Source organism: Rhizohabitans arisaemae (assembly GCF_025996515.1).
Taxonomy (GTDB): domain Bacteria; phylum Actinomycetota; class Actinomycetes; order Streptosporangiales; family Streptosporangiaceae; genus Rhizohabitans; species Rhizohabitans arisaemae.
Genome location: NZ_BLRH01000024.1, coordinates 82,321 through 104,381, shown reverse-complemented (window position 1 = coordinate 104,381; position 22,061 = coordinate 82,321). Strand labels below are relative to the sequence as shown.

24 protein-coding genes and 1 pseudogene are annotated in these 22,061 nt (G+C 69.7%); 8 read left to right on the top strand and 17 right to left on the bottom strand.

The window, feature by feature from the left end:
• Positions 1-37 precede the first annotated feature (37 nt).
• Complete coding sequence (locus RUR_RS10765; protein WP_283134827.1) at positions 38-607, bottom strand: MFS transporter; 570 nt, start codon at positions 605-607, stop codon at positions 38-40.
• Positions 608-670: 63 nt separating this feature from the next.
• Positions 671-1,087, bottom strand: a complete 417-nt coding sequence (locus RUR_RS10760) for a MarR family winged helix-turn-helix transcriptional regulator (protein ID WP_283134826.1) — start codon at positions 1,085-1,087, stop codon at positions 671-673.
• A gap of 56 nt (positions 1,088-1,143) precedes the next feature.
• Here RUR_RS10760 and RUR_RS10755 point away from each other — a divergent pair, with 56 nt between their 5' ends.
• Both RUR_RS10755 and RUR_RS10750 read left to right on the top strand, forming a co-directional pair.
• Positions 1,144-2,235: a substrate-binding domain-containing protein gene (locus RUR_RS10755; RefSeq protein WP_283134825.1), complete on the top strand. Its 1,092-nt coding sequence runs from the start codon at positions 1,144-1,146 to the stop codon at positions 2,233-2,235.
• A 252-nt stretch (positions 2,236-2,487) separates the two neighbouring features.
• Positions 2,488-3,507 carry an acetamidase/formamidase family protein gene (locus tag RUR_RS10750; RefSeq protein WP_283134824.1) on the top strand — a complete coding sequence of 340 codons (1,020 nt, stop codon included), beginning with the start codon at positions 2,488-2,490 and terminating at the stop codon, positions 3,505-3,507.
• Between the two features lie 72 nt (positions 3,508-3,579).
• Here RUR_RS10750 and leuA read toward each other — a convergent pair whose 3' ends face one another.
• Positions 3,580-5,295 (bottom strand): 2-isopropylmalate synthase, encoded by a 1,716-nt coding sequence (gene leuA / locus RUR_RS10745; protein WP_283134823.1) that lies wholly within the window; start codon positions 5,293-5,295, stop codon positions 3,580-3,582.
• 395 nt (positions 5,296-5,690) lie between these two features.
• A complete protein-coding gene (locus tag RUR_RS10740; RefSeq protein WP_283134822.1) occupies positions 5,691-6,446 on the bottom strand; it encodes a tetratricopeptide repeat protein in 756 nt (251 codons plus the stop codon).
• A gap of 148 nt (positions 6,447-6,594) precedes the next feature.
• On the opposite strand from RUR_RS10740, the pseudogene RUR_RS36780 reads away from it, so the two are divergent.
• Positions 6,595-6,999, top strand: a pseudogene (locus RUR_RS36780) (GNAT family N-acetyltransferase); the annotation flags it as partial.
• Complete coding sequence (locus RUR_RS36775) at positions 7,000-7,596, top strand: RNA-binding protein (RefSeq protein WP_428846990.1); 597 nt, start codon at positions 7,000-7,002, stop codon at positions 7,594-7,596.
• Between the two features lie 16 nt (positions 7,597-7,612).
• Here the strand turns inward: RUR_RS36775 and era are convergent, their stop codons facing one another.
• The 8 genes from era to RUR_RS10695 form a co-directional block, all read right to left on the bottom strand.
• The gene (gene era / locus RUR_RS10730) at positions 7,613-8,518 is read right to left on the bottom strand and encodes a GTPase Era (protein WP_283134820.1); all 906 of its coding nucleotides are present in this window, start codon (positions 8,516-8,518) and stop codon (positions 7,613-7,615) included.
• Positions 8,519-9,019 carry an NUDIX domain-containing protein gene (locus RUR_RS10725; protein WP_283134819.1) on the bottom strand — a complete coding sequence of 167 codons (501 nt, stop codon included), beginning with the start codon at positions 9,017-9,019 and terminating at the stop codon, positions 8,519-8,521. It lies immediately after the preceding gene.
• Positions 9,020-9,023: 4 nt separating this feature from the next.
• The gene (locus tag RUR_RS10720) at positions 9,024-9,365 is read right to left on the bottom strand and encodes a cytidine/deoxycytidylate deaminase family protein (RefSeq protein ID WP_283134818.1); all 342 of its coding nucleotides are present in this window, start codon (positions 9,363-9,365) and stop codon (positions 9,024-9,026) included.
• A 38-nt stretch (positions 9,366-9,403) separates the two neighbouring features.
• Complete coding sequence (locus RUR_RS10715) at positions 9,404-10,069, bottom strand: hypothetical protein (RefSeq protein WP_283134817.1); 666 nt, start codon at positions 10,067-10,069, stop codon at positions 9,404-9,406.
• Positions 10,070-10,179: 110 nt separating this feature from the next.
• Entirely contained in the window at positions 10,180-11,484 is a 1,305-nt protein-coding gene (locus tag RUR_RS10710) for a hemolysin family protein (RefSeq protein WP_283134816.1), read from the bottom strand.
• A complete protein-coding gene (gene ybeY / locus RUR_RS10705) occupies positions 11,481-11,960 on the bottom strand; it encodes an rRNA maturation RNase YbeY (protein ID WP_283134815.1) in 480 nt (159 codons plus the stop codon). The genes RUR_RS10710 and ybeY overlap by 4 nt, the downstream gene beginning before the upstream one ends.
• A 5-nt stretch (positions 11,961-11,965) precedes the next feature.
• On the bottom strand, positions 11,966-12,988 hold the full coding sequence (locus tag RUR_RS10700; protein ID WP_283134814.1) for a PhoH family protein: 1,023 nt from the start codon (positions 12,986-12,988) through the stop codon (positions 11,966-11,968).
• 93 nt (positions 12,989-13,081) lie between these two features.
• Positions 13,082-13,459 (bottom strand): HIT domain-containing protein, encoded by a 378-nt coding sequence (locus tag RUR_RS10695; RefSeq protein ID WP_283134964.1) that lies wholly within the window; start codon positions 13,457-13,459, stop codon positions 13,082-13,084.
• A 181-nt stretch (positions 13,460-13,640) separates the two neighbouring features.
• Here RUR_RS10695 and RUR_RS10690 point away from each other — a divergent pair, with 181 nt between their 5' ends.
• Positions 13,641-14,246 carry a SigE family RNA polymerase sigma factor gene (locus tag RUR_RS10690; protein WP_283134813.1) on the top strand — a complete coding sequence of 202 codons (606 nt, stop codon included), beginning with the start codon at positions 13,641-13,643 and terminating at the stop codon, positions 14,244-14,246.
• A complete protein-coding gene (locus RUR_RS10685) occupies positions 14,243-14,905 on the top strand; it encodes a hypothetical protein (protein WP_283134812.1) in 663 nt (220 codons plus the stop codon). Before RUR_RS10690 ends, RUR_RS10685 begins: the two co-directional genes overlap by 4 nt.
• Before the next feature lie 37 nt (positions 14,906-14,942).
• On the opposite strand, the gene RUR_RS10680 is transcribed toward RUR_RS10685, so the two are convergent.
• From RUR_RS10680 to hrcA, 3 genes are read right to left on the bottom strand one after another with little or no spacing between them, the layout of a single operon-like run.
• On the bottom strand, positions 14,943-15,674 hold the full coding sequence (locus RUR_RS10680) for a 16S rRNA (uracil(1498)-N(3))-methyltransferase (protein ID WP_283134811.1): 732 nt from the start codon (positions 15,672-15,674) through the stop codon (positions 14,943-14,945).
• Positions 15,675-15,680: 6 nt separating this feature from the next.
• Entirely contained in the window at positions 15,681-16,808 is a 1,128-nt protein-coding gene (gene dnaJ / locus RUR_RS10675) for a molecular chaperone DnaJ (protein WP_283134810.1), read from the bottom strand.
• Positions 16,808-17,818: a heat-inducible transcriptional repressor HrcA gene (hrcA, locus tag RUR_RS10670; RefSeq protein WP_283134809.1), complete on the bottom strand. Its 1,011-nt coding sequence runs from the start codon at positions 17,816-17,818 to the stop codon at positions 16,808-16,810. Before hrcA ends, dnaJ begins: the two co-directional genes overlap by 1 nt.
• A 176-nt stretch (positions 17,819-17,994) precedes the next feature.
• On the opposite strand from hrcA, the gene RUR_RS10665 reads away from it, so the two are divergent.
• Both RUR_RS10665 and RUR_RS10660 read left to right on the top strand, forming a co-directional pair.
• Complete coding sequence (locus RUR_RS10665; protein ID WP_283134808.1) at positions 17,995-18,819, top strand: DUF3097 domain-containing protein; 825 nt, start codon at positions 17,995-17,997, stop codon at positions 18,817-18,819.
• Between the two features lie 9 nt (positions 18,820-18,828).
• Positions 18,829-19,614, top strand: coding sequence for a DUF4870 domain-containing protein (locus tag RUR_RS10660; protein ID WP_283134807.1), 786 nt, complete (start codon positions 18,829-18,831; stop codon positions 19,612-19,614).
• Positions 19,615-19,709: 95 nt separating this feature from the next.
• Here RUR_RS10660 and RUR_RS10655 read toward each other — a convergent pair whose 3' ends face one another.
• Both RUR_RS10655 and hemW read right to left on the bottom strand, forming a co-directional pair.
• Positions 19,710-20,741, bottom strand: coding sequence for a hypothetical protein (locus RUR_RS10655; RefSeq protein WP_283134806.1), 1,032 nt, complete (start codon positions 20,739-20,741; stop codon positions 19,710-19,712).
• A 56-nt stretch (positions 20,742-20,797) separates the two neighbouring features.
• Positions 20,798-22,006 (bottom strand): radical SAM family heme chaperone HemW, encoded by a 1,209-nt coding sequence (gene hemW / locus RUR_RS10650; protein ID WP_283134805.1) that lies wholly within the window; start codon positions 22,004-22,006, stop codon positions 20,798-20,800.
• Between the last annotated feature and the right edge of the window lie 55 nt (positions 22,007-22,061).

Below are 22,061 nucleotides of genomic sequence, written 5' to 3'. Positions count from 1 at the left end.
CGGGACAGCGCGAATCGCCCCGGGCAGCCGTTGTGGATCAGCCGGAGGCGACCTGCGGTACCGGTGGAGCGCGTCCGCTCAGGGAGTGGCGGAGCAGCGCCGACCGAAGGACCCGGGGGGCGGGCAGGCCGGCGGGCCCGGGACGCCCGGGGGTGTCGACGACGAGCGCGAGCCAGTACCCGAAGAGGCGGAACAGGCCGCGCTCGAAGCGCCGGATCAGCGCCCACAGGGCGGCTTCGCCCCGGGTGAGCCAGAGCGCGGTCAGCGTCACCGCCCAGCCGTGCATGACCAGCATGCCGAGGTCGGGGATGAGGCCGGAGCCGATGTGGGGGTGGACGCCGGCCGGGATCTCGGCGGGGGTCCGGCCCGCGGCGAACATCAGGTGGAGCGCCACCTGGACGGCGGAGAGCAGCGGCAGGATCACCGCCATGCCCCGCTCGCGGCCGCAGAGCGGCAGGGCGGCGAGGAACGCGACGACCGGGCCGCCGAAGATCGCCCAGCTGCCGATCTCGCCACCCGCGAAAAGGTGTGCGGCCACGGCGAGTATCAGGCACACCGCGGCGAAGGCGGTCGCCCTGGCGAACCGGAGAGGCAGGCTGGCCGACATGTCGGCTAAATCATTGCAGTGTGTACGGCGCCGCGCTATGGGTTCGCGGGAAAGTCCGGCGATCTAGAGCTTGTCGGCGAGGTCCGAGAGCTCCTGCATGAGCCTGCGGGTCGGCTCCGACCCGTACACCCGCTCCAGGTGACGGTGGTATTCGGCCAGTCCCGCGTCCAGTCGGCCCAGCAGCTGCGCGCCCCGGTCGGCGAGGTAGACCACGACCCTGCGCCGGTCGGCGGGGTCGTGCCCGCGGTAGACGAGCCCCGATTCGACGAGCCGGTCCACGATCTTGGTGAGCGTCGGATGCGGGATGAGCACCGTCTCGGCCAGGTCGCCCATGGAGTATCCGCTGCCGTCGGCGAGTGTCTGCAGGACGCGCCACTGCTCGACCGAGAGCTGCTCGCCGGCGAGCACCGCGGCGAGTCCGCGGTTGACCGTACGCTCGGCCCGGCTCAGTAAATATGCGAGAGAAGATGTCAAACCCATTGTTTCCATTGCCATTTCCCTTCGCATATCACCCGATTGGGAGGATACTCGGTCGGGTGACAGATGACGTCACATTGATCACCGATTCCCTGGAAGCGCAGCTGTGGCGATCCTCCGCCGTCAGGGTCGCGCTGGTCATACCCATGTCCGGGGTGCTCGGCATGGTGGGGCCCTGCGCGCTCAACTGCGCGGTGCTCGCGGCCTCCGAAGTCAACGCCTCCGGCGGACTGCTGAACCGGGAGCTTGAGCTCGTGGTGGTGGACGGCGGACGGAGCCCCGAGGCGGTCGCCGCCGACGTCGCCGAGCTCGCCCGGACCGGGGCGGTGGACGCGATCGTCGGGTCGCACGCCAGCGACGTCCGGGTGTCGGTGGCGCGGGCGCTCGGCGGGCGGCTCCCCTTCCTGTACACACCCCCCTACGAGGGCGGCGGGCGCGAACCCGGGGTCTACTACCTGGGTGAGACCCCGGAGACCCAGGTCGGCCCGGCGATCGGCTGGCTGGTGGAGAGCCGTGCGGCCCGTCGCTGGTTTCTCCTCGGCAACGACTACGTCTGGCCGCGACTGCTGAACGCGCAGGCAAAGCGATACCTCGCCGCCCAAGACGCCCGGATCGTCGGGGAACGCTACATACGTGAGATGAACGACCCGGAACCGCTGCTCGACGCGATCAAGGCGTCCCGCGCGGACGCGGTCTTCCTGACCCTGATCGGCACCGATCTGGTCATGTTCAACCGGGCGTTCGCCCACAGCGGGCTGCGGTGCGCCCGGCTCTGCGGCGCGCTTGAGGAGCACGGGCTGCTCGGGGTCGGCGGGGACGACACCGGCGAGCTCTACGCCTCGATGGGCTACTTCGGCAGCGTCGCCACCGACGACAGTCTCAGCCTCGCCGAGCGATACGTCCACCGGTTCGGCCCGACCGCCCCGCTCCTCAACGGCCACGCCCAGGGCGTCTACGAGGGGATGCTGATGCTCGCGGCGATGGGCAGGCGAGCCGGATCGCTGATCGTCCCCGAACTGGACACGGTGGCCGACGGCACCGTCGTCACCAGCGCCCGGGGGCGGCTCACCCTGGTGGACAGGCACGTGCGCAAAAGTGTCTACATCGGCCGCGCCGACGGGCTGGATTTCGATGTGGTGACCTCGGTCTGATTACTGTCATGGGAAATCTTTCCAAATTCAAGGAATAGCTCTATCGTACGGCTACCCCCACTTGTACGGAAGGAGCCGTCCGTGGTGTCCTCGCGCGCGACCGAACCCCGGTGCGCCCGGCCCGGTCACCCCGGAGCGCTCCCACCCGCCGAGATCGATCGGGCGACGGCCAGTGGGCGGATCCGGTCGGCCCTCCCACCGCAACACCGTCGCAGGGGTATCACGGTCACGTAGGCAGTTCGAGGGGGAATCATGACAGACCTGCACGTCATCTCCTATCGCCCGGAACCGGCAGAGCTCTCCTACACCTTTGGAGGACGACCCGCGGTCGGCAAGATCCAACCGGGATCGATCGTCGAGCTCTACACCGAGGACTGCTTCGGCGGCAAGGTCCGCTCGGTGCACGACCTCCCCTCACAGGTCTGCGAATTCCCCTACCTCAACCCGGTGACCGGGCCGTTCCACGTCGAGGGCGCCATGCCCGGCGACACCCTCGCGCTGCACTTCATCTCCATCGAGCCCGCCCGGGACTGGGCGGTGTCCACCACGTTCCCGCACTTCGGCGCGCTCACCAGCACCCACACCACCGCGACGCTGCAGCCTCCGCTGGACGAGGTCGTCTGGCTCTACGACGTCGACAGGGAGCGCCGGGTGGTCCGCTACCACGCCCGGCGGGGCGACTTCTCGGTGGAGATGCCGCTCGACCCGATGCACGGCACGGTCGGCGTCGCCCCGTCCGCCGGGGAGGCTCGGATGACGATCACCCCCGACGCGCACGGCGGCAACATGGACACCCCCGAGTTGCGCGCCGGGGTCACCGTCTACCTCGGGGTCAACGTCGAGGGGGCGCTTTTCGCCATCGGGGACGGACACTGCCGGCAGGGCCACGGGGAGGTCTGCGGGACCGCGGTCGAGACCGCGATGAACACGGTCGTCGCCGTCGACCTCATCAAGGGGGTGCAGACGCCCTGGCCCCGGATGGAGGACGACGACCACCTCATGTCCACCGGCTCGGCCCGGCCCCTCGAAGACGCCTACCGGGTGAGCCAGCATGACCTGGTCACCTGGGTCTCCTCGCTGGTCGGCATGGACGAGCTGGACACCTACCAGCTGATCAGCCAGGCCGGGACGGCTCCGGTCGGCAACGTCTGCGACACGAACTACACCATGGTCGCCAAGGTCCACAAGGCGTTCATCGGCCGCCACACCTCCTACGAGGGCATGCACGCCAAGCTCCGGGCCCTCGCCGACTACTACCTTTTCGCCCGCTGACCGGCACCCCGCACAGAACGCGGCGGCTCACCCCAAGCCCGGGTGAGCCGCCGCGTTCGTTGACGACCGTGTCTACCGGGTGGCCCGGTTCACCGCGGACAGAATCGCCTTCAGCGAAGCCGTGGTGGTGTTCGCGTCCACGCCGATCCCCCAGAGGGTGACCTCGCCGACCTGGCATTCGACGTAGGCGGCGGCCCTGGCGTCGCTGCCCGAGCTCATCGCGTGCTCGTGGTAGTCAAGCACCCGGGCGTCCACGCCCACCTTGGCGAGCGCGTCGACGAACGCCGAGATGGGACCGTTTCCGGCCCCCTCGATCTCCCTGATCTCACCGTCGACCCGGACGTCGGCGTTGATCACATCCCGGGTCTGGCCGCCGGAGTCGCTCACCTTGGAGGAGTTGCGGTGCGCCAGCAGGCCCACCCGGCCCCCGGAGAGATACTCCGCGGAGAAGATCTTCCACATCTCGTCCGCGGACACCTCCCCGCCCTCGGCGTCGGTGTGCCCCTGAACCACCTGGGAGAACTCGATCTGCAGACGGCGCGGGAAGTCGAACCCGTGCTCGGCCTTCATGATGTACGAGACGCCGCCCTTGCCGGACTGGCTGTTCACCCGGATGACGGCCTCGTAGGTCCGGCCCACGTCCTTGGGGTCGATCGGCAGGTACGGCACCGCCCAGCGGTGCTCCGCCACCGGCACGCCCGCCTGCGCCGCGTCGCGCTCCAGCGCGTCGAAGCCCTTCTTGATCGCGTCCTGATGGGAACCGGAGAAGGACGTGTAGACCAGGTCCCCGGCGTAGGGATGCCGCTCGTGCACCGGGATCTGGTTGCAGTACTCGACGGTCCGGCGTACCTCGTCGATGTCGGAGAAGTCGATGCACGGGTCGACGCCCTGGGAGAACAGGTTCATCCCCAGCGTCACCAGGCACACGTTCCCGGTCCGCTCGCCGTTCCCGAACAGGCAGCCCTCGACCCGGTCCGCCCCGGCCATGACGGCCAGCTCGGCCGCGGCCACGCCGGTCCCCCGGTCGTTGTGCGGGTGGACCGAGAGGCAGACGTACTCCCGGCGGGACAGGTTCCGGCTCATCCACTCGATCTGGTCGGCGTAGACGTTGGGGGTGGCCCGCTCGATCGTGGCCGGCAGGTTGAGGATGATCTCGCGGCCGGGTCCGGGGTTCCAGACGTCCATGACCGCCTCGCAGACCTCCAGGGCGAAGTCCGGCTCGGTGTCGATGAAGATCTCAGGGGAGTACTCGAAGCCGAAGTCGCAGTCGGACAGGTACTGCTCGGCGTACTTCATCACGTTCTCGGTGCCGCGGACCGCGAGCGCCTTGCACTCGTCCCGGTCGATCCCGAACACCACCCGGCGGAACAGCGGCGCCGTCGCGTTGTACAGGTGCACGGTCGCCCGGGGCGACCCGGCCAGCGACTGCACCGTCCGCTCGATCAGCTCCTCACGGGCCTGGGTCAGCACCGAGATCCGGACGTCGTCCGGGATCCGGTTCTCCTCGATCAGCTGCCGGACGAAGTCGTAGTCGGTCTGGCTCGCCGCCGGGAATCCGACCTCGATCTCCTTATACCCCATCCGGACCAGCAGCTCGAACATCCTCAGCTTGCGAGCCGGGCTCATCGGGTCGATCAACGCCTGGTTGCCGTCCCGCAGATCGGTGGAGAGCCAGCGCGGCGCCCGATCGATCGTCTTGGACGGCCAGGTTCTGTCCGGCAGATTCACCGGCGTGTACGGCTGATAGCGGTGAACAGGCATCCCACTGGGCTTCTGCTGGGCGAACATCATGCTCCTTGTCGGGGTCGTCGGTCCTTGAAAAACGGCCGACGCGCATGACTACCTCCGCAGCGAGGGAGCCGGCCTACGGGCCCTCGCCGCGGCGGCTAAGAAGCTTGCCACACAGCACATCTAGCACGTTAGCAGACGCGAAGGAGAGCTTGAGACGCCATCTCGATCCCTGAGAGCGGCGCCGCCCGTACGGAACGCCGTCGAACGGGAGGAACCTCAACCCGGCGAGCTCCGCTCACTCTCGGTCGAGCACCCGTTCAGGCTTGATCGGCGTGGCCCTTGGACGTAACCATACTTATGGTAAGCACACCAATCGTAAGTACGCTTATAATAAGCGTACTTACGATTGTCACTCTAGCTCTGACCTGCGGATTCGGTACGGCTGACGCGGGTCAGAGGGTGCCGCTGAGACGTTGGGAGGCGGCTCCGGCCCGGGCGTCACCGCGGAGCGCGGCCCTGCGGTACCAGCGCAGCGCCTCCTCGGGCCGGTCGGTCGCCTCGTGGAGCAGTCCCAGGTTGAACATGACCAGCGTGTAGATGTCGTAGTCCCCGTCCTCGTGGTCGTCCACGTCGACCCCGTCGATCGCCCGCCGGTACCACTGTTCGGCCTCCTCGAAGCGGCGGTCCTCCTGGCAGAGGAGCCCGAGGTCGTAGACGGCGTCGGTCATCCCCTTCTCCGCCGCCGTCCGGAGCAGACGCTCGGCCTCCCCGCGGTCCCGATCCTTGGTGAGCAGCGCGAGATTGATCATCGAGGGGGTCCACCGCCGCAGCACCGCCTCCCGGTACCAGCGCACCGCGGCCTCGGGGTCGTCCGCCTCAAGCAGGACGGCGAGCCGGTGCATCGCCTCGGCGTGCCCCGTCTCCGCCGCTTTCAAATACCAGCCGACCGCCTCGTTCGGCTGATCCTCCTCCAGCACCTGGTACGCGTACAGCGTCATCGCCTCGGCCGAACCGGTGTCGGCCGCCGCCCGCAGCAGGCGCGCGGCCTCGTCGGGGTCCCGGAAGAACTCCCGCAATCCCGCCCGCATCAGAGCACGGGGATTCCCCAGCGCCGCAGCCCTCGCGAAGAGGATTTCGGCCTCTTCGTAGCGGCCTTCCTGCCAGAGTCGTCCCGCCTCGCCGATCAGGGTCTCCGCGTGTTCTGACATTTCGCTCAGCCCTCCCAGAACCCTCTGAATCCCACAATGACTACCACGCAGCTTAGGTCAACCGTTTACAGGGTTTATGCCGTACGGATTGCGAATTGACAGCTGAACATCAACCCAGTCGAAGCCGAGAGTCGACTCTCCGCGGAAGGTGCGGTTAGGTGTGATTGTGGACATCGAACGCCTTGATTTCTCCGCACCCGGTGGCCGAATCCGCGGTTTGCACGCAGCCCACGAAGCGAGCGCGGCAATCGACGACCCCGGTCCCCGTCCTTCCCTCATACAATTCGTCCTCAGGCTCCAGGGCGGCTGGATCCCCGGCTCCAACGAGACATGGACGGCCGGAACCACCGGTGGCTACAGTCTTCTGCTTCCCGAACCGGACAACCCACACGCCGCATTACTACGCCTTCTGGTGGTGCATCCCGAGCATCGACGCGCCGGAACAGGGCGGGCCCTGCTGAACCACGCGATCGGCCGGGCCCTGCATCACAACCGTCGGGTGATCACCGCCGAATGTCCGGCAAGCGGGCCGGGTGCCGATTTCATCAAGGCCATGGGGTTCACGATGGCCTCCGCCGACGAGCGGAGAGTCCTCGACCTCACCGCGGTCCCCTGGCAGGATTTCCACCGAATGCGGCAGGACGCCGTCAAGCACGCCGACGACTATGAGTTCCAGCGTTTCGTCGGCCCCGTCCACGACACCCTGCTGGCGGATATGACGACCCTGCTCAACGGGATGAACGACGCGCCCCTGGGGGACCTCGACCTCAGACACGAACACCTGGACACCGTACGCGTCCGTGAACTGGAGGACGTCAACGAGCGATTCGGCCTCATCACGTACACGACGATCGCCCGCCACAAGGACACCGGTGAGCCGGCCGGGTACTCCCGGATCTTCCTCGACGCGACCTCACCCGAACCGTGGGCCCGGCAGGGCGACACCGTCGTCCTCCGCAAACACCGCGGCCACCGGCTCGGGCTGCTGCTCAAGCTCGCCCAGGCCCAGTGGTTCCACTCGTCCGAACCGTACGTAGAGAAGATCATCACCTGGAACGAGGTGAGCAACAAGCACATGATCGCCATCAACGAGCGGCTCGGCTTCACCGTGCTCGACCGCTGGAACCACGTCCAGCTACGCCTGCGCTGATCCCCTGCGGCACGGATCAGTCGTAGAAGCCCAGACGCCGCAGCTGCTTGGGGTCACGCTGCCAGTCCTTGGCCACCTTGATCCGCAGATCGAGGAAGACCCGGGTGCCGAGCAGAGCCTCGATCTGCTTCCGGGCCCGGGTCCCGACGTCCTTGAGCCGGGAACCCTGATGCCCGATGACGATCGCCTTCTGGCTGGGTCGCTCCACGAACATGAACGCGTAGACGTCGAGCAGGTCGTCGCGGCCCTGCCGGGGCGCCATCTCCTCCACCACCACGGCGATGGAGTGCGGCAGCTCGTCGCGGACGCCTTCCAGCACGGCCTCGCGGATCAGTTCGGCCACCATGATCTGCTCAGGCTCGTCGGTGAGCTCGCCCCCCGGGTACAGGGGCGGCGACTCCGGCATTCTGCCGATCAGCACCTCGGCCAGCACGTCGAGTTGCTCCCCCGACGCCGCGGAGACCGGGACGATCTCCGCCCACGCCCCGAGCTCGGACACGGCGAGCAACTGCCGCGCGATCTGCTCCCGCGAGGCGAGATCGCACTTGGTGACCACGGCGACGACCGGGGTCTTGGAGACGGCGGCCAGCTTCTCCGCGATGAAGCGGTCGCCCTTCCCGACGGGCTCGTTCGCGGGAACGCAGAAGCCGATCACGTCCACCTCGGAGAGGGTGGAGAGCACCAGACTGTCCAGGCGTTCCCCGAGGAGCGTGCGCGGGCGGTGCAGGCCGGGGGTGTCGACGATGACCAGCTGGGCGTCGGCCCGGTGCACGATCCCCCGGATCACCCGCCGCGTGGTCTGCGGCTTGGAGGAGGTGATCGCGATCTTCGTGCCGACCAGAGCGTTCATCAAGGTGGACTTGCCGACGTTCGGACGGCCTGCGAAGCAGGCGAAACCAGCACGGTATCCGGGAGAACTCACCTAGACATTCTCGCCGACGGTCGCACCGCTGCGGTACGCGGCCGTCTCCCACCAGGCGTACGCCAGCGGCGCCACCTCCGGCATCCACGGCGCCAGCCGGAGTCCGGGAAGCTCGTCCGGGGCGAAGAAGACGGCGTCGGCGATCTCCTCGCCGTCCGGCCGGAGCGACCCCCCGACGATCTCGCACCCGTAGAACGCGGTCATGTAGGCGACCCGGTCCCCGTTGGCGTAGGTGTGCCGGAAGTTCGGCCCCCCGGACACGCCGATGAGACCCCGCACCGCGACCTCGAGCCCCGTCTCCTCCCGGAGTTCCCGGACGACCGCCTCCGCGGGCCGCTCGTCCGGCTCCAGAATGCCCCCGGGCATCGCCCAGATGTCGGTGTGCAGGGCGAGAAGGAGGCGGCCGTGCTCGTCGAAGACGCAGCCGCCGACCGAGGGGAGCATCATGAGCTCGGTCCCGGCCCGCTCCCGGATGCGTACGAGAAACTCAGGTGTCGGCATCGGCTCAGTCTCGCAGTGTGCCGTCCGGATCCGCCACCAAGATCGGGGCATTGGGCGTCAGATCGTGTACGGCCGCGGCCTCCCGCTCGCTCGGTCCCGCGCCGTCGGTCACCACCGCGGCGGCCTCCAGTCCCCGGGCACCGCTGGAGACGGCCATGGCCACGGCGACCTGCAGGGCCGAGAGCGTCAGCGAGGGCAGCCCGACGTCGGTGGCGACATAGGTCCGTCCGGTCTCGTCGCGCACCGCGGCGCCCTGCCCCGAACCGGAGCGCGCCCTGGCGGAGCGGGCGAGTGTGATGATCTTCGCGTCTTCTGGGTCGATCTGCTTCTCGGTCACGTCGGTCACGGGGAAAGGGTATCCGGCCGCCCCGCGACGCCACGCCGCTACTCGGCGGCCTTGGCGCGCTCGACCGCGAACCGCGCCAGCTCCTCGGTCCGCGCCGGGGAGGCCGTGCCGAAGACCGTGTGCACCAGGGAGACCAGCGTCGGCCCGACCCGGGCGAGTACCAGGCGCATGTCGTAGGGGAACCCGTTGAGCTTGCCGGCGAACCGGCGGGCCCGTGAATCGTCCCCCAGGTCGTCGAAGACGAGCTCGGTCCCGGTGAGCCGGGTGCCGCTCGTCCCGTCGTCGCCGGTCAGCTCGGTGCACTTGCGGAAGGCGTCCCCGAGCTTGCGCAGATGCGACCGGGCCTGGTCGGACTCGAAGGCGGCCAGGCCGATCCCGGCGAACTCGCCGAGCCGATCGCCGCGGAACCCGACCTCCCCGTACGCCGTCCGGCCGGCCGTCGGCGCGTCGCCGCTCATCGCCGCCAGAAGCGTCCGGCACGCACCCTTGGGCACGGTGAGGGGAGCCTTCCACCCCGCTTGCGGCCGTAACGAGAAACCTTGCGGCAAATCCCCGGTTTCCCGGAGTGCCGCCTGTAGCCTTACGGTCAAGGGATCGGCCTGTGGGGTGGCCTGCGTCGTGCCGCCCGTGCCGCAGGCTGTCGCCGTGCCGAGTAGGAGCACCGCGCCGAGCGCGATGACGGCATGCAGATTTCCGCGTGTCATGACTCCCCCGATGTCATGCGCAAACACGGTCTACTTTCCCGCGATCAACCGAACCACACGTTGATCACTGAATATTCCGTTTCGGCGCTTTTGTTGATCACCGGGGCGGGTCAGCCGTCGGACCCCTCACCCGCCTGCTCCGCATCGCCCGGCGACGTCCGCTCGTCCTCGCGGCGGACCACCACGGTGCTGATCCGGTTCCGGCGGCCCGCCAGGCTCTCCGCGGTCAGCCGCAGCCCCGCCATGACGGCGGTGGAGCCCGCGATCGGAACCCGGCCGAGCGCGTGCGCCAGCAGCCCGCCCACGGTCTCCACGTCGTCCACCTCCAGGTCCAGGCCGAAGATGTCGCCGAGCTCCTCGACGGTGAGCCGGGCCGTCACCCGTACCGTGTCCGGATCCAGGTGCTCGACCTTGGGCGTCTCCTGGTCGTGCTCGTCGGCGATCTCACCGACGATCTCTTCGAGGATGTCCTCGATCGTGACCAGGCCCGCGGTCCCGCCGTACTCGTCGATCACGATGGCGAGGTGGATCTGCCGCGCCTGCATCTCCCGGAGGAGCTCGTCGATGGGCTTGCTCTCCGGCACGTAGTTGGCCGGGCGCATCAGCGTCTCCACCGTCGAGGTGTCCGCGCCGTCGTCCCCTTCGTGCACGCAGCGCACGATGTCCTTCAGGTAGGCGATCCCGATGACGTCGTCCTCGTTCTCCCCGACCACCGGGATCCGGGAGAACCCGCTGCGCAGCGCGAGGGAGAGCCCCTGGCGCAGGGTCTTGGTCCGCTCGATGAAGACCACGTCGGTCCGGGGGACCATCACCTCGCGCACGAGCGTGTCGCCGAACTCGAAGACCGAGTGGATCATCTGCCGTTCGTCCGGCTCGATGACCTGCCGCTGCTCCGCCAGGTCGACCAGGTCGCGGAGCTCGGCCTCGGAGGTGAACGGGCCCTCGCGGAAGCCCTTGCCCGGGGTGAGCGCGTTGCCGAGCAGGATCAGCAGCGTGGGGAGCGGGCCGAAGATCCGGGTGAGCCCGTAGACGATCGGGGCGCTCGCCAGCGCGATCGGCCCGGCGTGCTGGAGGCCCAGCGTACGCGGCGAGACTCCGACGATCACATAGCTGACGAGGATCATGACCACGGCGGCGACCGCGTAGGCCCGGCCGCTGTCCCCCAGCCAGTCGATGAACAGCAGGGTCGCGATGACCGTGGCCGAGAGCTCACAGCTCACCCGGAGCAGCAGGATGAGGTTGAGGTAGCGCGGCGGGTCGGCGACGATGGTCTGCAGCCTGACGGCTCCGCGCCGGCCCTCGCGGACGAACTCCTCGGCTCGGACCCGGGAGATCCGCGAGAGCGCGGCCTCGGCGCTGGCAAACAACCCACCGATCAAAATGATCAGTGCAGCGGCGATCAACCAGCTGCTCACCTGGACCGCCGCACCTCTTGCCACTCGGTCAGCAGGCCGGCCTGGAGATCGAACATCTCCTTGTGCTCATCGGGCTCGGCGTGGTCGTAGCCGAGGAGGTGGAGGATGCCGTGGGTGCAGAGCATCTCCAGCTCGTCCCCGGTGCTGTGACCGGCCTCCGTGGCCTGCCGCGCGGCCACCGTGGGGCAGAGCACGACGTCGCCCAGGAGTCCGGGCTCCGCCGGGGCGTCGCCCTCCTGCCGCCCGCCGATCGGGGCCGGGCGCAGCTCGTCCATCGGGAAGGCGAGCACGTCGGTGGGTCCGGACTCGCCCATCCACTGCTGGTTGAGCTTGCCCATCACCTCCTCGTCCACCACCAGGATGGAGAGCTCGGCCAGCGGGTGGATGCCCAGCCGGTCGAGGACGTGGCCGGCGAGCGCCACCAGCGTGGACTCGTCGACCTCCTCGCCGGACTCGTTGGCCACCTCAATACTCATCTGAACTAACGCCCCCGTTGATGACGTTTGTCACGACTGATCTTCTGTGGCGCCTCAAGGCGCGCGTCGTGCCGGTTGTACGCGTCCACGATCTCGCTGACGAGCTTGTGCCGTACGACGTCCTCGCTGGTCAGTCGGGAGAAGTGGATGTCGTTCAGGCCTTCCAGGATGTCCTGGACGACCTTCAGGCCGCTCTTGGTGCCGCCGGGCAGGTCGATCTGGGTCACGTCGCCGGTCACCACGATCTTGGAGCCGAAACCGAGCCGGGTGAGGAACATCTTCATCTGCTCGGGGCTGGTGTTCTGCGCCTCGTCCAAGATGATGAACGCGTCGTTGAGGGACCGGCCGCGCATGTACGCCAGCGGGGCCACCTCGATCGTGCCCGCCGCCATCAGCCGGGGGATCGAGTCCGGGTCGACCATGTCGTGCAGCGCGTCGTAGAGCGGCCGCAGGTACGGATCGATCTTCTCGTAGAGCGTGCCGGGCAGGAAGCCGAGCCGCTCGCCCGCCTCCACCGCGGGCCGGGTCAGGATGATCCGGTTGACGTCCTTCGCCTGGAGCGCCTTGACCGCCTTGGCCATGGCCAGATAGGTCTTCCCGGTGCCGGCCGGGCCGATCCCGAAGACGATCGTGTGCTTGTCGATCGCGTCCACATAGCGCTTCTGATTGATGGTCTTGGGACGGATCGTCCGGCCTCGGTTGCTGAGGATGTCGAGCGTCAGCACCTCGGCCGGGCGCTCGCCCGTCTCCATGCGAACCATGGCGATACTGCGCTCGACGGCGTCCGGGGTGAGCTGCGCGCCGCTGCCCAGCAGCTCCACCAGCTCCTCGAAGAGTTTGGTGATGACGGCGATCTCAGCGGGGGCACCGGTCACCGTGATCTCATTGCCCCTGACGTGAACGTCGGCGTGGAACGCCCGTTCGATGACGTTCAGGAGCTCGTCGCGTGAGCCCAGAAGGCTCACCATCGAATGCCCGGCCGGGATTTCCACCCGCGCCTGCGCACGCTTTTGGTGTTGATCAACCATAGCTCGGCCGCTTGGCCTGCTCGCCTCCCGCATTGAGCGCTTCGGTTACAGTCTGCCATGGTAGTGGCGTCACCTTGGTGACGCACCGTCTTATCAACCCGGAGGCCAGCCCAGCCCGCGGCCGCCGAGGACGTGCGCGTGGACGTGGAACACACTCTGCCCGGCTCCCGCGCCGGTGTTGAAGACCACCCGGTACGCGTCGCCGATCCCGTCGGCCTCGGCCACCCGCCGGCACTCCCGGAGCAGCGCGGCGAGCGCCTCGGCGTCGGCGGAGGCCAGCGAGCCCACGTCCTCGTGATGGGCCTTGGTCGTCACCAGGACATGCGTCGGGGCCTGCGGGTTGATGTCGCGGAAGGCCAGGGTGAGATCCGTCTCACCGACCACTGTGGCGGGTATCTCCTTCGCCACGATCCCGCAGAACAGGCAATCCGCCACCGCCGCCTCCTCGTCGTCCGCCCGGCCGCCCGCCATGAGCCTGACCTGCGTATCCGTTGTCACCCTCGATCATAGGGGCAGCCGTGCCGCCGAACCCCGGCCCCCGTTGCCAATCGGTGATGCCCCGGATGCCGCACCGAATGATCCAGACAGCTAGGGTTTGTGTGCGACACTCCTGCGACGAACATCGGCAATCGTCGGGCGAGGCCACCGGGTTATGCCCCCTAAAGAACCACCAGAGAGTAAACCTGCCGACAAGGCGACGCGTCCAACGGATGTGACCATCGAGACCCTCGTGGCCGACCGGTCCCTCGGGGCGGTGCCCGTCGGGTGGGACGCGGATTCCGCCGTGACCGCGCTTTACGGTGCCCACTATCGGTCGCTGGTGCGTCTCGCCGTGCTGCTGGTGCGTGACGTCGCCACCGCGGAAGAGGTCGTCCAGGACGCGTTCGTCGCCATTCACGGGGCATGGCGGCGGCTGCGGGACACCGACAAGGCTCTGGCCTACCTGCGCCAGTCCGTGGTCAACCGTTCACGCTCGGTGCTGCGCCACCGGGCCGTTGTGGAGAAATACGCCCCGAAGGGGCTGCCCGACGCCCCGAGCGCGGAGAACGGGGCGATCGGCGAGTTCGAGCGGACGGCCGTCATCGAAGCCTTGCGAGGCCTGCCAACCCGCCAGCGAGAGGCTCTAGTGCTGCGTTACTACGGGGATCTGTCAGAAGCGGAGATCGCAAGCGCGATGGGAATCAGCCGAGGTGCGGTGAAAAGTCACACCGCCCGGGGGATGAGCGCGCTACGGACAGTACTGGAGCAATTGTCATGACCGAACCGCACGACGAGTACGGCGAGCGGCTTCGCCGTGCCCTGCGTGCCGAGGTGGATCCGATCGTTCCCTCCGCCGAGGGCCTGGAGATCATCCGCACGCGCATCGAACGGGGCCGCCCCTTTCGGTGGTGGCGACCGATGTTCTCCCTCGCCGCGGCGCTTGTCGTCGCGGGAGCGGTGGTGATGGCGGTACCCGAGCTCCGCGAGCGGGTGACCCAGCAGGACGAGATCTCGCTCGCCCAGAATCGCACGCGTCCCCCGGACAAGTCCGGGACGACCCGCCCCGAGCCGACGCGGGTCCTCCCGCTTCCGGGGCCGACCAAGGCCGTCCCGCCGCCCGGCACGGCGCCGCCCTCCTCACCGCCGCCGACGGCCAAGCCGACGCCGACGCCGAGCCCCTGCCCGCCGACGGCGAGCCCCACCCAGGTCGACCCGGCCTCCGATCACCCCGAGCCGGTCCCCACCGAGACCTGCGGCGCCTCTCCCGAGCCGGAGACCGAGACCCCCGATCCGAGCGCGAGCCCGTCGCCGTCGGCGGGCCCGACGCCGAGCGCCTCCGCGCCGGGGTGCGGCGACGCGAGCTGCCCGACCCCGGAGAAGAGTCCCAAGCCCGTCCAGACCCTGACCGAGATCCCGCCCAGCGCCCCGGCGACTTAAGGCGCGCCCGCTGGTAGTCCGAAACCCGGTTTCCGGACTACCAGCGGCCGGTACGGGAAAAGATCACGGACGCCGCGGCCACCCCGGCCGTCGAGGTGCGCAGCACCGTCGGGCCGAGCAGTACGGGCACCGCCGCGGCCTCCCGGAACGCGGCGATCTCCTCATCGGCGACCCCGCCCTCCGGACCGACCACCACGACCAGGTCGCCCTTGGCCGGCAGGGCGATCGCCGAAAGCGGCTCGGCCGCCCGCTCGTGCAGCACCATGCCGAGCGCCGCCCCGGCCAGGAGCGCGGCGACCTCGGCGGTGTTCGCCGGTTCGGTCACCTCGGGGAGATGGAAACGCCTGGCCTGTTTGGCCGCCTCACGGGCGGTGCTCCGCCACCGGGCCAGCGCCTTGCCGGCCCGGTCCTCGCGCCACCGGGTGACGCAGCGCGCCGCGGACCACGGCACGACGACGTCCACCCCGACCTCGGTCATCAGCTCGACGGCGAGCTCGCCCCGATCCCCCTTGGGCAGCGCCTGGACCACGACGAGCCGCGGCTGCGGCGCGGGCACGGCATACCGCCGGAGCGGGCGGAGCCGAAGGGCGTCCTTAAGCACGTCGGCGACGACGCACTCGGCGACCTGACCGGCTCCGTCGGTCAGGTCGACCCGCTCACCGGCCCGCAGCCGCCGTACCGTCGCCGCGTGGCGCCCCTCCGGGCCGTCCAGCGTGATCTGCTCGGCGTCCGGGTCGAGGTGCTCGACCAGGAAGACGGGTGCGCTCACCGTCGATCAGCGGCCGTTGAAGGCGTCTCGCAGGCGGGAGAAGAACCCCTGCTGTCCCGGGGCGAACTTGCCGCGTGGCCGCTCCTCGCCGCGGAGCCGGGAGAGCTCCTTCATCAGCTGCTCCTGCTCGGCGTCGAGGCGGGTGGGGGTCTCGACGATGACGTGGATGAGCAGGTCGCCCCGGCCCGACTCGTTGAGCCGCTGGACGCCCCGCCCGTACAGGGGGATGACCTGCCCGGACTGGGTGCCCGGCCGGACGTCGACCTCCTCGGAGCCGTCGAGGGTCTCCACGGTGAGCAGGGTGCCGAGCGCGGCCGCGGTCATCGGGAGCTGGACGGTGCAGTGCAGATCGTCGCCGCGCCGCTCGAAGATCTGGTGCGCCCTCTCGACGATCTCCAGGAAGAGGTCTCCGGCCGGGCCGCCGCCGGGGCCTACCTCGCCCTCGCCCGCGAGCTGGATGTGGGTGCCGTCCTCGACGCCGGCCGGGATCCGCACCTTGATGGTCCGGCGGGTGCGCACCCGGCCCTCGCCCGAGCACTCCTGGCAGGGATGGCGGATGATCGACCCGAAGCCGCTGCACTGGGGGCAGGGGCGCGAGGTCATCACCTGGCCGAGGAAGGAGCGGGTGACCTGGGAGACCTCGCCACGGCCGTGGCACATGTCACAGGTGTCGGGGTGCGTCCCGGAGGCGGCGCCGGAGCCGGTGCAGACCTCGCACAGGACCGCGGTGTCCACCACGAGTTCCCGGGTGGTGCCGAACGCGGTCTCCACCAGGTCGAGTTCGACCCGGATGGTGGCGTTGCGGCCGCGGCGGGCGCGGGACCGGGGACCGCGTGCCGTCCCGGCCTGGCCGAAGAAGGCGTCCATGATGTCGCTGAACGGGAAGCCCGCGCCGAACCCGCCGGCGCCGCCGGCCGAGGCGAAGGGATCCGCCCCCAGGTCGTACATCTGCCGCTTCTGCGGGTCGGAGAGGACCTCGTAGGCCTGGGTGATCTCCTTGAACCGCTCCTGCGTCTCCGGGTCCGGGTTGATGTCCGGGTGCAGCTCACGCGCGAGCCGGCGGTAAGCCTTCTTGATCTCGTCGGGACCGGCGTCCCTGCGCACCCCAAGGGTCGCGTAGTAATCCCGGGCCACTAGGACCCCGCCAGAATCTGTCCGACGTAACGTGCCACTGCGCGCACCGCTCTCATCGTCACGGGATAGTCCATCCGAGTCGGCCCGAGCACACCGAGCCGGGCCAGTTCCTTGTCGCCTGAGCCGTAGCCCGCGGCGACGACCGAGGTGCCTCTGAGACCGTACGGGTTCTCCGAACCGATCCGCACGTGAAGTGCCGACGATTCGGAGGTCTCACCCAGCAGCCGCATGAGCACAACCTGCTCCTCCAACGCCTCGAGCACGTCGCGAAGTCCCACCGAGAAGTCCACGGCCGCGAGGTTGGCCGCCCCGGCGAAGACGATCTTCTCCTCGTGCTTTTCCACCAAGGTCTCCAGCAACACCGACAGAATCGTCGCGGCGACGGGCCGCTCCTCCGCCGGAAGCCGATCCGGCAGATCGCCGACCGTGGCGGGCACGTCGGTGAGCCGGCAACCGTCCAGGCAGGCGTTGAGCACGGCGCGCAGGTGCGCGACCGTGTCCTCGGCCACCGAGTCGGGCAGTTCCACCGTGCGCTGCTCGACCCGTCCGGTGTTGGTGATCAGCACCAGCATCACGCGCCGGTCGGTGACCCGGACGAGCTCGACGTGGCGTACCGCGGAACGGGTCAGCGACGGATATTGCACCACGGCGACCTGGCGCGTCAACTGCGCCAGCAGCCGTACGGTGCGCATGACCACGTCGTCGAGGTCGACGGCACCGCCGAGGAAGGTCTCGATGGCCCGCCGCTCGGCGACGGACAGCGGCTTGATCTGGGACAGGCGGTCCACGAACAGCCGGTAGCCCTTGTCCGTCGGCACCCGGCCGGCGCTCGTGTGCGGCTGGGTGATGTACCCCTGCTCCTCGAGCGCGGCCATGTCGTTGCGGATCGTGGCCGGAGACACGCCCAGGTTGTGCTTGTCCGCCAGCGCTCGGGAGCCCACCGGTTCGTTGGTGGACACGTAGTCCTCGACAATGGCACGGAGCACCGCGAGTTTGCGGTCATCGAGCACGCGCTCACCTCCCACAACGGCCACCTTGGCACTCGACGTCTCTGAGTGCCAAGTGTACGCGGGTGAGCGCCCGGATAAAGGTGGGAGTGACGGTCGGCTGTCCGGTCCGGATACCCGGATCCACCCCGCGTGTCGATGAAGTTCCGGGTGATTTGTTCGCACTAAGGTGCGATGCCATGGTCTCACCCCCAGGCAGGTACGACCGCGACGTGCTCGCCCCGGACCCGCGACGCCGCCGGCGGGTCCCGGAGATACCGGCCGAACCGGAACTCGTCGTGGAGGACGCCTCCTCGGGCTTCTGCGGCGCCGTCGTCGCCTGCGACAAGGAGGCGGTGACCCTGGAGGACCGCCACGGGCGGCGCAGGCTCTTCCCGCTGGAACAGGCCGCCTTCCTGCTGGACGGGGAGCCGGTCACCCTGGTCAGGCCGGTCACGGACGCGCCGCCCGCGCCGCGCCGCAGCGCGTCGGGCTCCATCGCGGTGGACGGGCTGCGGGCGAGGGTCGCCCAGACGAGCCGGATCTACGTGGAGGGGGTGCACGACGCCGAGCTGGTCGAGAAGATCTGGGGCCACGACCTCCGGGTCGAAGGGGTGGTCGTGGAATACCTCTCCGGCGTGGACGAGCTGCCCTCGATCGTCGCCGCCTTCGACCCGGCCCCCGGCCGCCGCCTCGGGGTCCTCGTGGACCACCTGGTCCCCGGCTCGAAGGAGAGCCGGATCGCCGCCCAGGTGGGCTCCCCGCACGTCCTGATCGTCGGGCACCCCTTCGTCGACGTCTGGGCGGCGGTGAAACCCTCGGTGCTCGGTTTCGAGCACTGGCCGCAGGTCCCCCGGGGGCGGCCGTGGAAGGAGGGCGTGCTCGCCGCGCTCGGCTGGGCCGTGGACCCGGCCACCGCGTGGCGCCACATTCTCCGGCAGGTCACGACCTACAAAGATCTGTCACCCGAACTCCTGGCCCCGGTCGAGGAACTCATTGATTTCGTGACCGCGTCCGGCGAGTAGTCTCAATGCATGAGTGAGCCGCACCGCCCCCGCGACGACCACGACTCCTCCGGACGGTACGACCAGACCCGGCACGACACCGGATCGGGCGACGCCTACGGGACCGGGTCCCCGTACGGGCACCAGGCCGACCCCGGGTACGGGCACGGTCCGTACGGACAGCAGCAGGACCCCGGATACGGGCAGAGCCCGTACGGACAGCAGGACCCCGGGTACGGGCAGAGCCCGTACGGACAGCACGATCCCGGGTACGGGCAGGCCCCGCCGCCGTACGACCCGGGCTATCCGCAGCAGCAATACGATCAGGGCTATCCGCCGCAGGCACCCGCCTACGAGCAGCCCTACCAGTCCGGCCCCTACCAGCAGCCGCCGCCCTACGCCGAGCCGGGCTTCGCGAAGGGGTATCCCCCCGCCGGCCGGTACGGCGCCCCCGCGAGCTCCTACGGGCACGTCCCCGGCGCCTACGGGCCGCGGCCGGGCTCCGACGACACGACGATGGCCATGGTTTCCCACCTCCTCGGCCTGTTCACCTCGTTCGTCGGCCCGCTCGTCATGTACATCGTGAAGAAGGACGAGTCGCCCTACGTGCGCGACCAGGCGGCCGAGGCGCTCAACTTCCAGATCACCGTGGCGATCGCCGCCATCGTGTCGAGCATCCTGATGCTCATACTGATCGGGTTCCTGTTGATCTTCGTGGTCTCGATCGGGGCCCTCGTTCTCTCGATCATGGCCGCCCTGGCCGCGAACCGGGGGGAGAACTACCGGTATCCGTTCAACATCCGCATGATCAAGTAGGATCCCAAACCGCGTTTTCGGACCCCGCCGCCCAGCCGGGTCCGAGACGACGGAGCAGCCGGTTGCGGCCCGACCGAAACCCGGGTCGGCCGACCTCAGATCTCGGCGGCGCTTCTGGGCTTCAGCCCCTCGCGTTCGGCGATCGGGTTCCAGAGCTCGACGAAGTCCCGCTTGGCCGCCACGGCCTCCCGCGAGGCGTCCTCGCCGCGCCGGTAGTCCGGATCCGCCCCGACCTCGCCGGCGCACCCGCCCGCGACGAAACGCCGGGCCCAGGCCAGATACCCTTCGTCCGCGTTCTTGGAGCTGCGGAACACCCGGATCAGCCGCTCCTTGAGCTCCTCCCCTCCGGCCAGCGCGTCGACCGTGAGCGTCTCGGCGAGCGCGAGCTGCTCGCCCCGTTCCTCCGTGACCCGCTCGATCGTCGCCGTCCCGGCCTCCTCGCACCGCCGTACCCGCCCGATCGCCGGGCCGAGCGCCCCCCGGCTCGGTTCGCTCCCGTCGAGCAGCTCGTCGACGGCGAGGGCCTGCTCCTTGCCCGGCGACCCCTCGGCGGACGGCGGCTCCGAGCCGGAACCCGGATCGGCGCCGGGCGGCGGGGGGAGCACGACGTCGGGGACGACCGGGTCGGTCCCCGGCCGCCCCGAGACGTCCGCGGCGACCGAGTCCTCCGGCGCGGGGTCCGGCGCGGGCTCCGAACCGCCGGCGAGCGCGAACACGAAAGCCGTGGTCGCGACCCCGGCCAGCGCGACGATCGCGAGGACGACGAGGAGGCGGCGGGAGCGGCGTCCCCGCTCGGGTCCCGGCGGCTCCGCACGGGTGGGGTACTCCGGCTCAAACGGCTCGTCCTCCGGCCAGTCGTCGGAGTCGAGGAACTCGGGACGGTCCCGTGGCGGTTCGTGGCCGTGGGGTTCCGGTCCGCCGAAAGGGGCGAACACCGGTTCGGGGTAAGGACGCCGGCCCCGGGTGTCCCGCCAGGACGGGGGTTCGGGCTCCGGCGGCCTGCCGAGATCCGGCGGCGGCCCGTACCCGGTCTCCCGATCGGGGGGTGCGGGCCGGTAGAGCGTTCCGCAGCGTCCGCACTGGGTTTCCTCGACGGTGCGATCGGTTCCGCACACGGCACATCTCATGCTTGGATCCCTCCGCTGTTCAGCTCACTCCCCTTGATATCCCGTAAAGCCCCGTCTCATGTGAGATCGCGGACCACCGCGTCGGCGAGGAGCCGCCCGCGGAGGGTGAGGATCGCGCGCCCCGCGCCGTACGCGTCCTCCTCCAGCAGCCCGTCCGCCAGGGCGTCGGCCGCCGCCCGCCCGGGGAGCAGGCCGAGCGGGCAGCCGTCGGCGAGGCGAAGCTCCAGCATGATCCGTTCCATCCGCCGGTCGGACGCGGAGAGCAGCTCGCGGGCGTGCGCGGGTGAGGCGCCGGAGGTGAGACGGCCCGCGTACGCGGCCGGGTGCCGGACGTTCCACCAGCGGACGCCGCCGACGTGGCTGTGCGCGCCGGGCCCGACCCCCCACCAGTCGCCCCCGGTCCAGTAGAGCAGGTTGTGCCGGCAGCGGGCCTGCGGCGAGGCGGCCCAATTGGAGATCTCGTACCACTCCAGCCCGGCCTGGGTGAAGAGCGACTCGGCGATCAGGTACCGATCGGCGCACGCCTCGTCGTCGGGGGCGGGCAGCTCACCGCGGCGGATCCGCGCGGCGAGCCGCGTGCCGTCCTCGACGATGAGGGCGTAGGCGGAGATGTGATCGGGTTCGGCGGCGAGCGCGGCCTCGGCCGACGCCCGCCAGTCGTCGTCGGACTCGCCCGGCGTCCCGTAGATCAGATCAAGGTTGACGTGGGCAAAACCTGCCTTTTTAGCGTCTTGTACGGCTTGGGCGGCCCGCCCGGGGGTGTGCCGGCGGTCGAGCACCGCCAGCACGTGCTCCCGCGCGCTCTGCATGCCGAAACTCACCCGGGTGAACCCCGCCTCGCGGAGTTCGGCCAGCGCGGCGACGTCGACGGAGTCGGGGTTGGCCTCGGTCGTGATCTCCGCGTCCGGCGCCAGGCCGAACTCGTCGCCGATCGCGCGGAGCAGCCGGGCGAGGTCTCCCGGGGGGAGCAGGGTCGGGGTGCCGCCGCCGAAAAACACAGTTTTGACGGGAAGATTCACTTCACCGAGCACGGCCCGCGCCAGCCGTACCTCCCGCAGGGCCGTCTCGGCGTACTCTCGTTGCGAGGCCCCCGATCCCAGTTCGGTCGCCGTGTAGGTGTTGAAGTCGCAGTATCCGCACCTGGTGGCGCAGAACGGGATGTGCACATAGAACCCGAACGGCCGCTCCCCCAGCCCCTCCAGGGCGGTGGCGGGCAGTTCTCCGGTGGCAGGCACGGCTTCGCCGTCGGGAAGTACGGAAGGCACGTATACCAGTCTGCCTTGTCCGCGCCAAGCCATTGACGCGCCAACCCCCCGGGAA